The organism is Bifidobacterium aquikefiri (assembly GCF_002259795.1).
Lineage (GTDB): Bacteria > Actinomycetota > Actinomycetes > Actinomycetales > Bifidobacteriaceae > Bombiscardovia > Bombiscardovia aquikefiri.
Window position 1 is genome coordinate 99,809 of the sequence record NZ_MWXA01000006.1, and the last position, 12,695, is coordinate 112,503.

10 protein-coding genes are annotated in these 12,695 nt (G+C 52.3%); 5 read left to right on the forward strand and 5 right to left on the reverse strand.

Annotated elements, in window-relative coordinates:
• Positions 1-25 precede the first annotated feature (25 nt).
• The 5 genes from BAQU_RS07380 to BAQU_RS07400 form a co-directional block, all read right to left on the reverse strand.
• On the reverse strand, positions 26-1,273 hold the full coding sequence (locus BAQU_RS07380) for a cysteine desulfurase family protein (RefSeq protein WP_094694265.1): 1,248 nt from the start codon (positions 1,271-1,273) through the stop codon (positions 26-28).
• A complete protein-coding gene (gene nadC / locus BAQU_RS07385; RefSeq protein ID WP_415447786.1) occupies positions 1,274-2,140 on the reverse strand; it encodes a carboxylating nicotinate-nucleotide diphosphorylase in 867 nt (288 codons plus the stop codon). It lies immediately after the preceding gene.
• A 70-nt stretch (positions 2,141-2,210) separates the two neighbouring features.
• Positions 2,211-3,884 carry an L-aspartate oxidase gene (locus tag BAQU_RS07390; protein ID WP_094694269.1) on the reverse strand — a complete coding sequence of 558 codons (1,674 nt, stop codon included), beginning with the start codon at positions 3,882-3,884 and terminating at the stop codon, positions 2,211-2,213.
• Positions 3,881-5,146 carry a quinolinate synthase NadA gene (gene nadA, locus BAQU_RS07395; protein ID WP_094694271.1) on the reverse strand — a complete coding sequence of 422 codons (1,266 nt, stop codon included), beginning with the start codon at positions 5,144-5,146 and terminating at the stop codon, positions 3,881-3,883. Before nadA ends, BAQU_RS07390 begins: the two co-directional genes overlap by 4 nt.
• Before the next feature lie 50 nt (positions 5,147-5,196).
• Positions 5,197-6,009, reverse strand: a complete 813-nt coding sequence (locus BAQU_RS07400) for an NUDIX hydrolase (RefSeq protein ID WP_094694313.1) — start codon at positions 6,007-6,009, stop codon at positions 5,197-5,199.
• A gap of 262 nt (positions 6,010-6,271) precedes the next feature.
• Between BAQU_RS07400 and BAQU_RS07405 the strand changes: the two genes are divergently transcribed.
• The 5 genes from BAQU_RS07405 to BAQU_RS07430 form a co-directional block, all read left to right on the forward strand.
• The gene (locus tag BAQU_RS07405) at positions 6,272-6,550 is read left to right on the forward strand and encodes an Lrp/AsnC ligand binding domain-containing protein (RefSeq protein ID WP_094694315.1); all 279 of its coding nucleotides are present in this window, start codon (positions 6,272-6,274) and stop codon (positions 6,548-6,550) included.
• A 315-nt stretch (positions 6,551-6,865) separates the two neighbouring features.
• A complete protein-coding gene (locus BAQU_RS07410) occupies positions 6,866-8,647 on the forward strand; it encodes an ABC transporter ATP-binding protein (RefSeq protein WP_094694273.1) in 1,782 nt (593 codons plus the stop codon).
• Positions 8,644-10,440, forward strand: coding sequence for an ABC transporter ATP-binding protein (locus BAQU_RS07415; protein WP_211277141.1), 1,797 nt, complete (start codon positions 8,644-8,646; stop codon positions 10,438-10,440). The genes BAQU_RS07410 and BAQU_RS07415 overlap by 4 nt, the downstream gene beginning before the upstream one ends.
• Before the next feature lie 808 nt (positions 10,441-11,248).
• Positions 11,249-12,151 (forward strand): glycosyltransferase family 2 protein, encoded by a 903-nt coding sequence (locus BAQU_RS07425; RefSeq protein ID WP_094694277.1) that lies wholly within the window; start codon positions 11,249-11,251, stop codon positions 12,149-12,151.
• Between the two features lie 81 nt (positions 12,152-12,232).
• Positions 12,233-12,695, forward strand: a 463-nt coding sequence (locus tag BAQU_RS07430; protein ID WP_211277142.1) for a transposase, incomplete at its 3' end; no start/stop codon positions are given.

Genomic DNA, 12,695 nt, shown 5'->3' on the forward strand with positions numbered 1-12,695 from the left:
ATGCGCAGCATGATGGTTGCAGGAATCAACCATGCAACTTTTCGTATGATGCCTTGAGTGTGCGAACAATTGTCGTTATCTGATTGGCTGCCAACGGTTTCTGGAAAGTCATTCTTATTGATGTCTTCGCAGTCTGCTCATCAAAACCCATGGCAAGCAAGGTATGTGGCGCCGCATTGCTGCCATCCGAGCATGCCGATCCACTCGAACACATGATGCCTGCGGCATCAAGATCCACCAGAAGCGCCTCGCCCCATACCCCCGGAAAGACGAAGGACGCATGTCCGGGCAAACGTCGTTCAGCATCAGGCGAGCCCGTGAGTCTCACTTGCGGAATTGCCTCTTGGATCGCTGCAATGAGTTTGTCACGCGAATCGGCAAGTTCGGCATTCAGAGACTGCCGATGTTCGAGGGCAGTGTGCAACGCCACTGCCATACCGACAGCACCTGCGACATTCTGAGTTCCTGAACGGCGTCCCTGCTCTTGCCCCCCACCGGATATCAAGGGCTCAAAGGGTGTTGTTGATCGTAGAATCAGTGCACCAAGCCCTTTGGGTGTGCCGAACTTATGCCCGGATATGCTCATTGCATCAACGCCCAGAGCTGCCATATCAACCGGAATATGACCCACTGCCTGGACTGCATCCGTATGCATGAAAGCCCCTGCACTATGCGCCATGGCAGCAATCCGAGCAACGGGTTGAATCGTTCCGACTTCATTGTTTGCCAACGTGACGCTCACCAAAGCAGTTCGCTCTGTGATAAGAGTTTTGGCTGCGTCGATATCGATGCAGCCAAACTCGTCAACGGGAAGAACATCGATATGGAAACCAAAATACTGTGCCATCCACTCTGCCGATTCGCTTATTGCAGGATGCTCAACGGCACTGATGGCAATGCGATTGCGCGTCGCCCTTCCACTGTTGTGGATCGGATAGTGCTGCGGCACATCGCTATGGAACGCATCGCCCTGACTTTCTTGAGTCAGCAATGCCATGGCAATGCCTTTGATTGCGAGATTGTCGGATTCAGTGCCGCCAGAAGTGAAAATCACATCCTGTGCAACAGCCCCCACATCGGAGGCGAAACAACTCCGAGCCCTCTCCAACGATTCCGCAGCCGCTTTTCCAAAGGCATGTACACTCGCCGGATTGGCATAGTCGCTAAGCCAGAACGGAAGCATCGCCTTGATCACGCTTGGAAACGCTGCCTGCGTCGAAGCAGCGTCAAGATATAATTCCTCCGATGGACTGGAGCTTGCGGACGCACACATCTAACTCACCCAATCCAATCCAAGATCAACCCCTATGACGCTATGCGTCAGCGATCCGATGGAAATGACATCGATTCCCGAATCAGCTATAGAACGCACTTTCTCCAAGGTCATGTTTCCACTCGCTTCAATCTCGATCTGGTGATGACTCATGCGGTGAATGTTCCGTACGGCTCGCACGGTGTCTGCCGGAGAGAAATTGTCAAGCATGATTACATCCGGTTTGCCCTCAAGCACGTCATTAATCTGCCCAAGATCATCAATCTCAACCTCCACGCTTACGGGCTTGCCATCGACACGTATCTTTCGTGCCTCTTCAATCGCATGAGCTATCGTAATTCCAGAGCTGCGAAGTGCAGCCAGATGATTGTCCTTCATCATCACCGCATCGGATAGTCCGTCACGATGGTTGGTGCCACCCCCACAGACGACGGCGTACCGTTGTATCGCTCGCAATCCGGGAAGCGTCTTGCGCGTATCTTTTATGGCAATGGACTTGCCCTGAACCTCATTCACAAACATTGCCGTGGCAGTTGCAATGCCAGTCATGTGCTGGACGAAGTTCAATGCGATGCGCTCACTGCGCAAAATAGCGCGCATTGAACCACTCACTTTCGCCAGTCTTTCTCCTGCCTGAAAATGATGACCGTCGGCAGCATATTGCTCAACCTCCACCTGCGTATCGATGAAGGAAAAGGCATCGGCAAATATGCTGATCCCACTGAGCACCCCACCTTCTCTCGCCACCAGATCCGCTTCACCGATGACATGTTCGGGAATGACATGCTCTGAGGTGATGTCTCCATTCGGAGAATCCTCTTCAAAGGCTCTGTGCAAGACATCCTGGATTGCAGATTGATCTAATATCATGGGTTTCCTTGTGATTACGGTGTGTTGTGGGACGAAGACTGCTCGTCGCCCAAATTGCGATCTATGCCTATGCTCTGGTATGTGCGCCCAATGATTCTGGACGGTTCAAGGCAGCCTGCGCTATCACATATCCGACGGTGACGAGATTGCGATCTTCCAAGAAGCTCCTGTCTAGAACACAATCCTTCGCATTGCTGCCTGGCATGTCTCGCTGATCATAGGCATCGTTCATCGCATGCAGCCACGACGAAAGTGTCTTGACCGCATACTGCAAGTCGGCTTCTCTGCGAATAACACCGACCTTTGTCCACATCAGCTTCTGAATTTCGACTCGTGAGGGTATGCGTCCTCCTTTGGTCTTCGCTACTTGAGAAGGCCGGCAATCAACCTGCCCAGCAGCTTCATGAGCCGGTGCAATCCCTCGTATTCGGTCCGCAATCGCCGTGGCGCCTGCACGCTTGCCAAATACCAAGCCCTCAAGAAGCGAGTTCGAGGCCAGACGATTTGCCCCATGCACTCCGGTTCTCGCACATTCACCGGCTGCATAGAGCCCTCTGATGGTTGTTCTTCCCCAAAGGTCGGTATGTATGCCGCCCATCCAGTAGTGCGCGGCAGGAGTAACCGGAATCGCCTCATGAGACCAGTCGAAGCCTTCCTTTGTGGTGAAATTATCGAGTGTCGGGAAACGACGTTTCAAGAAATCAGCCAAATGAGGATGCTTCCGTGCAAGCACGGTGACATCCAGACGAACGGGTTCCCCGTCTTGATCCATCATGGTACGGAAGTTGGCCCGTGCGACGATGTCTCGAGGAGCCAGCTCTGCTCGGGGATCAATGGTTGGCATATAGCGCTTGCCCTGTGCGTCAAGAAGGACTGCGCCCTCACCTCGAACGGCTTCAGATACCAGAAAATGCCGGTGAGACGCCAGAGCAGTTGGATGGAATTGATAGAATTCCGCATCCTGAATACGAGCGCCAGCACGCCATGCTGCGGCTACACCATCACCGGTTGCGATTTCAGGATTGGTCGTATATTCATAGACCTGGCCTGCTCCCCCGGTTGCCAAGATGACTGAATTCGATGCAATCTCAATAAGATGACCAGGTGCTACAGCTGACCGTTCGCGTAACGCGTCGACAATCGAATCACTATTTCGAGCCTCATAAGCCCTTTGCAGCAATGGAGAAGTGACGGCATCAGGGTCAATGCGCACTTTGAGACCATGGACTGCTCCATTCCGTATGCAAAGATCCTCCAAAAATGCGTATTCGAGAATGTGAATGCGCGGATTTGCAGCAGCCACTGCAGCCAAATCCACTTCCATCACATATCCCGTCGCATCACCACCGGCATGCAGTATGCGAGGCACTGAATGAGCACCCTCCATGCCATGCTGCAGTTGACCGGAAGCATCTCTATCGAAGTGCACCACACCCTGAGCCAGGGCGCGTACCGCATGAGCACCTTCAGTCGTCAAAATCCTGACCGCTTCCTCATCGCACAGACCATCACCGGCAAGCAAGGTGTCATGCATATGCAGTGCGGGGCTATCCGTTTCGGCTATGGCTGCCGCTATGCCCCCTTGAGCGCAGTATGTGTTGGACATGGTGAAATTCGCCTTGGAGATGAGCAGAACGTCTTCAATCGGTTGACCGGAATCAAGTTCGGACGTCTCATTCCCACCCGCAACCGCGAGCGCTGCTGAAAGTCCTGCAATTCCAGCTCCTACAACCACGATCATGGATGAACCTCCAACATTCTTTCCAAGGCGATTCGCGCCTCAGCGGCTGTGTCCGAATCAACGGTTATGCGATTGACAATGTCACCCTCAATGATGCTTTCCAATGCCCACGCCAAGTAAGCTGGATGAATTCGATACATGGTCGAGCAAGGGCAGACCACAGGATCGAGGCAGAAAACGGTTTTATCGGGATATTGCGCGGCAAGTCGATTGACGAGATTGATTTCCGTCCCGACTGCAATGACAGAACCTGGCTTGGCCTGTTCGATCTCTTTGACAATATATGCCGTTGACCCTGTGCCGTCTGCTGCCTGAACAACTTCCATCGAACACTCAGGATGCACGATTACCTTCACTCCTGGGTAAGCGGCACGAGCCTTCTCTATTTGCTCGACAGTGAATCTCTGATGTACCGAGCAGAATCCCCTCCAGAGAATCAATTTCGCCTTAGCGTAGGTCATGGCCTGCGATCCGCCCATGGGACGGAATGGATTCCACAGTTGCATGCGTTCGAGTGGAATCCCCATCTGCATGCCGGTATTTCTTCCCAGGTGCTGGTCAGGGAAGAAGAGCACGCGTTGTCCGCGTTCAAAGGCCCATGCCAAAACAGCTCTCGCATTCGAGGATGTGCACACGATTCCTCCGTGCCGTCCGCAGAAAGCCTTCAATGCTGCCGAGGAATTCATGTAGGTGATGGGAATGATCGGGACTCTGCCCTTGTCATCGGTGCCCTTCCCACACGCTTCCATCAGTTGGGACCAGCAATCTTCGACCTGATCGATATTCGCCATATCGGCCATCGAGCACCCCGCCGAAAGATTGGGAAGTGTGACGCTCTGTTCAGGCAGGGAAAGAATATCGGCAGTTTCTGCCATGAAGTGAACCCCGCAGAACACTATATGCTGTGCATCAGCGTGTTCTGTCGCATTCTTTGCGAGTTGAAAAGAGTCACCCACATAGTCGGCATGCTCAACGATCTCGTCTCTTTGATAGAAGTGCCCCAAAATCAGAAGGCTGGAGCCCATTTTTGCCTTCGCTTCGACAATGCGCGCATGCAACTCCTCGTCAGAAGCAAGTCGATATTTCTCAGGAATCATGCGCTGTTTGGGAGCAAGAGAGGGAAGCTTGTCGAAGATCGAGGCGCCAGGTCCATAGGTTGGCTTTTCCGTAGGCTTGTCAAAGGCCCAAGGGTCTAGCGTGAGTCGGGAATCACAGCTATCTTCAGCGCCAAGGCGCTCCAGTATTTCATTGATTGCGGTCATGATGTTCCTTTACTCTCAACACTTCTCCCATGCGGTTTGAATGCGAAGATTCATCTGTGCTGCCTGGCCGTGTTCGCAGCCAGTACCTTATGCGATGTGAGCGCAGCAAGTGAACCTTCGTAGATTTCTTCAATCGGAGTATCTGCCGAGTAGCGATAGAGTGCTGCAGGACGATGCCTGCCCTCGGCCTGATACTTTCCCGTCTGTTGCAAGGAGTCTGATGTCAGCATTCGTCTTCGAAAATTAGCCGGATCCAACGCCTTGCCAAGGACTGCCTCATATACATGTCGCAATTGAGCCAGCGTGAATTCGTTGCCTACCAAGCGCGAGGCAATGGAAGAGTACTCGATCTTGTTTCTTAGCCGCCACAATGCATAATCGACGATTGCCTCATGATCGAAAGCCATCTCAGGCAGTGCATCAGTCGCGAACCACTGAACATTGTTTGCCTCATGCAGCGTTTCGGCCTCAGCTTGCCCCACCAAAGCCCAATACACAATGGAAACCATGGGCAATCCTCCCTGAGAGCGAGCAGGACCTCCAAACGTGTAGAGCTGTTCCAAATAGTGAGGATGCATCGCCGTTGTGGATTCCAAAGCGGTGAAAGCCGCATCCTCAAGGGAAATATCGCTGCGCAGACCGGCACCGGGCAGTGCCCAGCAACCGAGGTATGGCTGTTTCACACGCTTGACCAAGGGAAGCCAGAGTCTACCAACTTCGTTACTGGCAGGCGCATCGTCATGGTGTGCAGATTTTCCCAAGCCAGAAGCAATGTTTGCGCGCTTGTCCAGGGCAAGGATCACCACGGACACGCCCAGATCGGGTGCTCCATGTCTGCGTTCGGATACATTTCCCAAAGGCATGATCCACCACCTCACGATTGCGCTCATTGTTGAATACGAGAATTCCATCGAATCCGCACTCAGTATACACGAGTTATGGTCATACTGACTTTTAGTCGTGTCGAAGCTGCAACAAGGCCAGAAATCCAGTCTGATGCACATACCACAAACCAGACAACGCGCGTTGAACCTATACTTGACAAGGAACGCAGAAAACCTCGCAACACTATGCACAACGAGTAGAATCTTGAACAATGACCAGCAGGCATCGAGAAGGAGCATCATGGCAGACGCAATCGTATTAATCAGCGCAGAGTCACAGAAAATTAATGAAGTTGCACAGTCAATCGTCGAGATTCCTGGGGTCAAGGACGTGTATTCAGTTGCCGGAGACATCGATCTTGTGGCTGTCGTTTCCGCCGCAGCCTTCGACGATCTTACCGATATCATTCCTGGCGGCATTGCCAAGGTTGACGGAGTATTGAGCACGCAGACTCTGATGGCGTTCAAGACCTATTCTCGAAAGGAAATGAAGGCCGCGTTCGAACTGGGACTCGACTGAATCCGCGCCATGGAGCGATTGCTTTCATAGCGTGACTGAAGTACATAATCAGCTATATTCGTAGCTTTCACATCAACGCAAATCCTGCATCACCTGCTATTCCCCTGAGTAGTGATGCAAAATTCGCTCCACTTGCGTGTTCGAGTTTGATTCATCAATCGTTCCACCACCATTGCGTTCATGCTCTGACACCACGCAAGAAAACTCCATGCATTCGCCTGGCAGAAACAATCCAGAGAAGGGCAACTCACTGGCGTAAGCTCATGAATCGGTTGCATGTTATGAGCGTCTGTCGTGGATTGTCAGGGGGAACATATGGGATTCATCGGTAGTTACGTTCGCAGACGCATCGGCATGGTATGTATCGCCCTGACCTTTCTTCTGATTGAAACCACCACCGATCTTCTGCAACCGACACTGATGTCGCAGGTTGTTGATGAAGGCGTCACGCAGCGTGATATTTCCAGTGTCATGCACTGGGGTGCGTTCATGTTAGCAGCAGCCGCCTTGGGCGCAATCGCGGCCGTGGTCCGCAATATCTATTCTTCACGCTTCTCGCAGCTCATCGGCCGGGACATTCGTTCCGACACCTTCTCCAAGGTCATGAGACTGCCCTTTCCATCAGTAGACCGCCTACGCACCAGTGCGATCATCACACGGATCACCAATGATGTGGTGCAGATTCAGAACTTTACACAGGGCATGACGCGGATCATGCTCAAGGCACCGATAACGTGCATCGGCGCAATTGCCCTGATCATTATTCAGATTCCCCGACAGACTGCGATCATTGTGATTGTGGTGCTGATCTGTGCAGGATTGACAATCATGAGCATGCGTGCAGGTTTTCCACGTTTCATGCGCGCCCAGAAAGCGCTCGATAGCCTTGGCAATGTCAGCAGAGAGTTTCTGGTATCGGTCCGAGTCATCAAATCATTTGGTGCGGAAGATAGGGAACAGAGGAAATTTAGCACTGCCGCAGGCCATTTTGCTCGAGCAACGGTAAGCGCATCAAGGATTTCTGCAGTATACGGGCCTCTGACCAATCTCACTGTCAATGCTGGAATCATTGCCCTGCTGTGGCTTTCACGAACGCAGTCCCCTGCGAAGATAGGCATTCTCATGGCTTGCGTAAACTATATGACTCAAGTGCTGTTTGCTCTTGGGCGAGTTTCCGCGATTCTCAACACGGCTGTGCGTGCATCGGCATCAGCTCATCGCATCGAGGAGATTTTCGACGAACCCGATGAGCAATTCGCCGGTTTGACAATAGACGAGATTCCAATGGAGCGACATTCTCACCTTTCTATGAACAGAGTTCTGCAACGAGCCAGCCACGGCGAAAACACTGATCTGCTGACTTTCAATCACGTCACCTTCACACATCCAGGTGCTTCAGCACCATCGCTCAACGACCTGTGTCTGCAGATGAAAGATGTCTCAACCTTAGGAATCATAGGTCCAACGGGATCCGGCAAAACGACATTGATAACGATGATTCCGCGGTTCTATAAGCCTCAGCAGGGTCAGATCAGATTTCGAGGCATGCCTCTCAACTCCATTGATCTCGATGACCTTCGATCACACATGGCACTGGTGCCTCAGCACCCAGTACTATTCACTGGCACGGTACGTTCAAATCTGCTGTGGGGTAATCCATCAGCTTCCGATGATGAACTGTGGCGAGCCATTCGTCGCGCGAGTGCAGACGAGTTCATCGAGCACCTCGGCAAGGGCATCGATTCGGTTATTGGGCAGGGCGGGGTAAATCTATCGGGCGGTCAGCAACAGCGACTTTCCCTGGCCCGAGCGTTATTACGCAAACCAGATCTGTTGATTCTTGATGATTGCACGAGTGCGCTGGACGGCTCAACAGAAGCTCGTGTGCTTGAGAGTCTGCGTGATATGGCAGCCGAATCGAATGGTATGTCGATGATTGTCGTCTCTCAACGAATCTCTACGGTACGAGGCATGGATGAGATTGTAGTAATGAACGAAGGCGGTGTTAGTGGAGCAGGAACGCATGACCATTTATTGCATGACAACGAGCAATATCAGGCAATTTACGAGTCACAGATTGGACCGGTGAGAGTATGAGCGGAGCACGCGGTTTCGGTCCCTCAATGGGCGGAGGCATGGCTCGCCGAGGCAGAGCTGTGATCAAGCCAAAGAATCTTCGTGGAACACTGCGCCGACTCTTTGATATCACGGCAGGCCAGCGCAAGGGATTTGGTGCCGTTTTATTCTTTTCCGGGTTATCAGCATGTTCATCGGTGCTTTCTCCGCTGATGGTCGGCAAGGTCATCAGCCGCATTTCGTTGCGAGATCCAATCGAGAATGCTCTGCTATTACTGGCGCTGGTCTACGTTTTCGACTGGTTCGTCAATTTCGCGCAAGGATATCTGATTGCCTCAGCAGGTCAGCGCGTTGTGCTGCATCTGCGAATCGCTTTGTATGATGCTTTGAAACATTTGCCACTGAGATTCTTTGACCGTCATCAGCACGGTGAGCTGATGAGCCGTCTGACCAACGATGTGGACAACATCAGCACGACGATTTCCGATTCTGTCGCGGAATTGATGGTCTATAGCTTCACGATTCTTGGGACCTTGACATTCATGATGCTACTGAGCCCATTCCTGACTTTGGTCGCCATCATTCCGGTGATTCTTGTGCTGATCTTGACCAAGGTGGTCACAACTCGGACCAGGCCGCTCTATGCACGGCAACAGCAGGTTCTCGGCAGGCTTGACGGCCATGTCGAGGAAACCGTTTCGGGATTAAGCATGGTAAAGGCATATGGCCGGGAAAAGTCCGTGACCGAGCAGTTTGAATCCTTGAATTCCGAGCTCTGTGCAACAGCAACGACTGCACAGATTTGGTCGGGCATGTTGATGCCACTGTCGAATGTCATCAACAATTTTGGCTTTCTGGCTGTCTGTGTGACCAGCGGTATCATGGCGATTCACGGGCAGATTGAGATTGGCGTCATTGCCAGTTTTCTGCTGTACGTTCGGCAATTTTCTCGACCGTTCGTTGACATTGCCAATATTTATAACACCTTCCAGACTGCAGTTGCAGGCGCTGAGCGCATTTTCCAGATTATGGATGAGCCTGCTGAGCCGAGTGACCACCCAGATGCACTTTCAGTCGTGAATCCTCAGGGCAACATCACCTTCGACAACATTCGTTTTGGATATAACTCGGACGAACCAGTCATTCATGGGATCAGCCTACATATTCCAACTGGAACCAAGGTTGCGGTTGTTGGTCAGACGGGTTCAGGCAAGACAACGCTAATCAATCTGCTCGAGCGTTTCTATGAGCTAGATTCCGGGCAGATTCTGCTTGATGACAAGCCGATTCAGGATTACAGACTCGTGGAGCTGCGCAAGACTTTCGGGACTGTTCTGCAAGATCCATCATTGTTCGAAGGTACCATCGCCGAGAATATTTCGTATGGCAACGCTGGTGCACACAAGGCAGACATCGTCCGCGCAGCTACAGCAGCAGGCGCTTCAGGATTCATCTCACGACTTGAGCATGGTTACGACACACTGTTGCGTTCAGGAGGCTCAGAGCTGAGTCAGGGCGAACGGCAGCTGCTCACCATTGCGCGCGCCATGCTCGCCGATGCTCCGGTCATCATACTGGATGAGGCCACAAGTTCTGTCGACACCGTCACCGAAGAGACCATTCAACAGGCAATGACAACCATGACCGCCGGCCGCACGAGCATTGTCATCGCCCATCGGCTCTCCACAATCCGCAACGCAGATCTGATAGTCGTCATCGACCACGGGCGGCTCGTCGAGCAGGGCACGCATGAGCAGCTTCTCGCAAAAGAGGGAATTTACGCACAGATGTACCACAACCAGACAGGGGTGTGAGTCATTCGAAACTATGCTGGTCGTCAAGCTCAAGGATGGTCAAGGGTGTCGGAACACCAAAACGAGAACCAGTCTCAAAAAAGATGCGAAATGGCTGGGCCCAGAGGAAAAACCGATGGATTTTCTCGAGATTTCGAGTTTTGTTGCCTTTTACAAATCCACACTCCGAAAATTGGCTTGATTCGGTCGATATTTCAGAAATTTTGGCTTATCAACTTTCCAATTGCCACAAAACTCGTGGCCCCGGAGGAAATCGAGCTATTTCAGAGGCTCAGAGTGAGTCTGCTCCGCCTAATCTACCCTCTTGTTCCCAAGTCATGCAATCACCACTAGAAACTGCCGACCAACACCATTCCAAGGCAGACTATTGCAGCAGACCAGCGACCGGTCGTGGCATGGCGATCGGATGCCGTGTCTCTGGTTTGCATATGTTCCATTCATGCAGCTAAAGGAACAGATTATGCTTGGCTCGTCACTTCGAGAATCGACTATGATGCAATAGAAGGCGAGATTCTTGCACAACGATTTGGGATGATTGTACCGTTCCAATCATTGTCCAAGATTTGCAAGGCAATGTCGCTACAATGCAGAGGATGAACAAGTGGGTCATGTCACTGATCAACAGCGGGCAGGTTCACCATGTTCATCAGAAGTCGTTTCGTTGCAAATTCCACGCCGCCACTTCTTTTGTCATCGGATCAACCATGCATAACGCAACGCCACCACATTGTCTGAATCACCCGTGGCTTTTCTGGCCAGTGAAGCCGACGGTTCACGCTAATGGTCAGGGCAGCAGGTCAGGCATAGCATGAATGAACAGGTTACACTCTCTTTCATCGTTCCTGCGTATAACGTTTCCGCATACCTCCGTCGTTGCCTCTCCTCACTTATCTCATGTGATGCTTCCGACGTTGAGGTCGTGCTCGTTGACGACGGATCGACGGATGACACCGGACTCATAGCCGATGGGTATGCCCAAGCGCATCCTGAAATGTTCAAGGTCATTCATCAGCACAACCTGGGTCATGGAGGAGCAATAAACAGTGGACTGGCACATAGCACCGGCGCTTATGTCAAAGTCGTAGATGCCGATGATTGGGTGGATCCTTCCTCTGTCATCCTCGTGCTTGAAGCATTGCGCAGACAACTGCGGCAATCCTGTGCGCCTGATGTGGTGGTGACCAACTATGTATATGAGAGGGAACGCAGACTTTTCAAGCATGTTGTCCGCTTTGACAATGTCATGACTTCGGGAAGAAACATCTCCTGGGACGAGGTCGGTCCATTTCGAACGAATCAGTATCTGATGATGCACTCACTCATCTTCAAGGCATCAGTGCTGCGCATTTCACAGATGAGGTTGCCTCTGCACATGTATTATGTCGATTTCATCTTTTCTTACCAACCACTACCATGTACGTCGACCTTGCTCTATATCAACACAAATTTCTACCACTACTACACTGGTCGCAAAGGTCAGTCCGTCGAGACGAAGACGATGGTATCGAGAATCACTCAGCTTCTGTCCGTGAATCAGATCATGACCAAGCTCACCCCCAATCCTGAGACCGTCCCGAGAGGGCTATATCGATATATGATTCATTATCTTTCCATCAACTGCGTAATCACGTCGACTTTCCTGATTCTCTCAAAGAAACAGGAAAACTATAGGATCAAGCAGGATAACGTCCGGATTCTTGCGCAGTTTTGAGGTGGTGGGAGCATAGCCCGTCCTGTGTGTACGATTTTCAATCGCTGAAAGAGAAAACCGATTGGAAAGCAGGTACGGGCCATGCCCAAGCACATTTTACAGGTGAATCAACCCATGTTCGAGACCCAACTGGACCGGATGGTGAGCGAGAAGGTCACCGAGATCCTCAACCGGATGCTGGACGCCGAGGCCGACGAGATCACCGGCGCGGCCCGCTACGAGCGTTCCTGCGGCAGGAAGGCGTATCGTGCCGGCCATTACGAACGCGATCTGACGGTCAAGGCCGGCAAATTGAGTGTGAGGGTGCCGAAGCTGAAGGGCGCCCTGTTCGAGTCGGCGGTCATCGAACGGTACCGACGCCGGGAGGAGAGCGTGGAGGAGGCCTTGATCGACATGTACCTGGCGGGCGTGTCCACCCGCCGCGTCGACGACATCTCCCAGGCGCTGTGGGGAGCGCGGATGCCGTCGCAGACCCTGTCGGACAAGCTCAGGAAGGTCTACGGGGACATCGACGCCTGGCGCGAACGCCCGCTATCCCAGCCCT

Excerpts from the sequence above, each read along its gene's own strand:
- BAQU_RS07405 (WP_094694315.1), top strand. The coding sequence starts at position 6,272 with ATGGCAGACGCAATCGTATTAATCAGCGCAGAGTCACAGAAAATTAAT.
- nadA (WP_094694271.1), bottom strand. The coding sequence starts at position 5,146 with ATGACCGCAATCAATGAAATACTGGAGCGCCTTGGCGCTGAAGATAGC.
- BAQU_RS07415 (WP_211277141.1), top strand. The coding sequence starts at position 8,644 with ATGAGCGGAGCACGCGGTTTCGGTCCCTCAATGGGCGGAGGCATGGCT.
- BAQU_RS07380 (WP_094694265.1), bottom strand. The coding sequence starts at position 1,273 with ATGTGTGCGTCCGCAAGCTCCAGTCCATCGGAGGAATTATATCTTGAC.
- BAQU_RS07410 (WP_094694273.1), top strand. The coding sequence starts at position 6,866 with ATGGGATTCATCGGTAGTTACGTTCGCAGACGCATCGGCATGGTATGT.
- BAQU_RS07390 (WP_094694269.1), bottom strand. The coding sequence starts at position 3,884 with ATGATCGTGGTTGTAGGAGCTGGAATTGCAGGACTTTCAGCAGCGCTC.
- BAQU_RS07400 (WP_094694313.1), bottom strand. The coding sequence starts at position 6,009 with ATGCCTTTGGGAAATGTATCCGAACGCAGACATGGAGCACCCGATCTG.
- BAQU_RS07425 (WP_094694277.1), top strand. The coding sequence starts at position 11,249 with ATGAATGAACAGGTTACACTCTCTTTCATCGTTCCTGCGTATAACGTT.